The organism is Pseudonocardia sp. (assembly GCF_035305885.1).
In the GTDB taxonomy this organism is placed as follows: Bacteria; Actinomycetota; Actinomycetes; order Mycobacteriales; family Pseudonocardiaceae; genus Pseudonocardia.
In genome coordinates this window covers 1-2,459 of the sequence record NZ_DATGOP010000038.1, presented here as the reverse complement: position 1 = coordinate 2,459, position 2,459 = coordinate 1, and the positions used below count along the sequence as shown (strand labels likewise).

The window sequence follows — 2,459 nt, the reverse complement described above, 5'->3', positions numbered from 1 at the left end:
GATCGGCGAGACCCGGTCGCGCGGGTAGCCCGCGAAGTACGTGCCCTCGACGGCGGGGTCGCCCGCCACCAGCAGGAGGTTCCACGTGAACCGGGTCGAGGTCTGGTCGCCCACCGGGACGATCTCGACCACGTGGCCGTCGCGGTTGCCGGTCGTCGTGACCCCGGCGACCACCTTGCGGTCGCGGGGGTTGGCCTCGGTGGCCCCCTCGGTCGCGTTGCCCGGCGTGCGGCCGGAGTTGTTCGTGCACGCGACGTAGACCCGGCCCGTGACGGGACTGATCTCGACGTCCTCCGGCCGGTCCATCTTCGTGGCGCCGACCTTGTCCGCCGCGAGACGGGTCCAGACCAGCACCTCCTCGACCGACATGCCGGGCACGCGGCTGCGGTTGTTCTTCACCAGCGGGATCCACTCGCCGGTGCCGTCGAAGGCGCCGTCGGCCGGGAGCGCGCCCGAGCCGTCGATCTGACCGGCAGGCGAGTCGCCCCGGAACCTGGCGACGTAGAGGTCGCCCTCGGACAGGAGCGTCTTGTTGTGCTCCCGCGCCCACCGCGAGTGACCCTGCGCCACGCGCTTGCGCGACACGAACTTGTAGACGTAGTCGAACGCCTGGTCGTCACCCATGTAGGCCACCGCGTGGCCGGATCGGGACAGCGTGACGTTGGCGCCCTCGTGCTTGAACCGGCCCATGGCGGTGTGCTTCACGGGCGTCGAGTGCGGATCGTACGGGTCCAGCTCGACGACCCAGCCGAACCGGTGCGACTCGTTCTCGTAGCCGGCCGACTGCGCGAACCGCGGCTCGTCCTGCTCCCAGCCGTAGCTGGTCTGCTCGCCGAGGCCGTACCGGGCGTCCGCCGTCGGGTGCACGCCCGCGGCGACGAAGTAGCCGTTGAAGTTCTCCTCGCCCGAGAGCACCGTGCCCCACGGCGTGGTGCCGCCCGCGCAGTTGTTCATGGTGCCCAGCACGCGCCGGCCTGTCGGGTCGCCCGCCGTCCTGAGCAGCTCCGACCCCGCGGCAGGACCGTCGAGCACGAGCTCCGTGCCCAGGTGGATGCGTCGGTTGTACGCGCTGATCCGCTGGTGGTCCCACGGCGAGCCCGTGGCCCGACGGCGCACCTCGACCACGGCCATGCCGTGCGCCGCGCGCTCGATCGCACGAGCGTAGGCGTTCTTGGTGCGCGTGCCGTCCTCGGCCACGTCCCAGTACCTCTCGGTCGGCGGGAACATGATCTCGGCGTTCGTGTACTCGAGGTTCGACACGAGCAGGGCGCGCGTCCCGCGGTCCTTCGCACCCGGCCGGATCGGCAGGATGTCGAGGTAGTCGCAGTTGTAGCCGAACTGCTTGGCCTGCTGCTCGGGCGACTGCCGGTCCGGGTCGAACGCGCGGGCGCCGGGCAGGATCGGGTCGCCCCACCGGATGATCGGGTCCCAGCGGTAGCCGTCCGGCACGACGAGCGCGTCGACGTCGACCGGCTGCGGGTCGATCGCGCCGAACGCGAGGCCGCGCCCGCCCTTGCCCGGCCGGTGGGCCGGGAGGCGGCCCTCGGTGAGCGTCGCCGCCGCGGCCGACGGCGCCCCCGCGGCCTGGGCGCCGATCACCACGGCTCCGGCGGCGACCGCCAGGGTGCCCAGCATCGCGCGGCGCGACAGCACGGCGCCGACGACGTCCTTGAAGTACTCGTTGGCGCTCTCGTTCGGCGCGGGGTGCAGGCAGGCGTCGTTGCACTTCAGGCGGCAGGTCACGGGGCTGCGCTTGCCGCGTGCGTGGGTGTGCACGGCCGTGTGCACCGGCAGCAGGGGGCGGTTCTCAGGGGCGATCGTCATCGGAGGGTCTCCGGTCCGAGCGGGGGCTGGTCGCCGTCAACCTAGGAGCCGCCGGTGGCCCGCCCGCGACCGGCCCGGTACGCCCGGGTGAACGGGAGGTGTCGGGCAGGCAGCCGCCCTGGCCGGGGGGCGAGGTCGGCACTTTGTCGACGGCGGATGCGCGTGGTCGGCAACTCGTCTCGAGATCGGCACTCCGGGCTGCCGATCTCGCGACAAGATGCCGACCACGCCGGGCTGGGCACCGCAAGGTGCCGACATCAGCCCGGGCGTCCCCCCTGCCACCCCTCCAGCAGCGCGTGGCTCGTGACGTCCTGCCACCCCTCAGCCCGCAGCAGCTGCTCCGCGCCGCGCGAGCGCAGGCCGCGCTCGCACACCACGACGACGGGCCGGTCCAGCGGGTGGTCGAGCAGGGCGTCAGGGAAGACGCCGGCCGCGAGGTCCTCCAGCCGCGCGTGCACCGCACCGGGCACGGCGCCGGGGACCAGGCCGACGTCGAGCAGCAGAACCTCCGCTGCGGCGGCCTCGCTCGCGGAGGCAGCGAAGGGTCTGGCGGCGGTCTCCGCCTCAGCTTCGGCCCCGGCGGACCGGGCCGCGACCGTGAGCTCCGCACGGGCCCCGCGAGCACCAGCAGCACC

General features: G+C 73.5%; 2 protein-coding genes. Both read right to left on the bottom strand.

All coding sequences use genetic code 11. The features are described 5' to 3' along the window. Nucleotides 1-1,824 (bottom strand): PhoX family protein (locus VKZ81_RS07885; RefSeq protein WP_324240784.1); only part of this gene is annotated, 1,824 nt, incomplete at its 3' end. A gap of 257 nt (nt 1,825-2,081) precedes the next feature. After that, nucleotides 2,082-2,459, bottom strand: a 378-nt coding sequence (locus VKZ81_RS07880) for a rhodanese-like domain-containing protein (RefSeq protein WP_324240783.1), incomplete at its 5' end; no start/stop codon positions are given.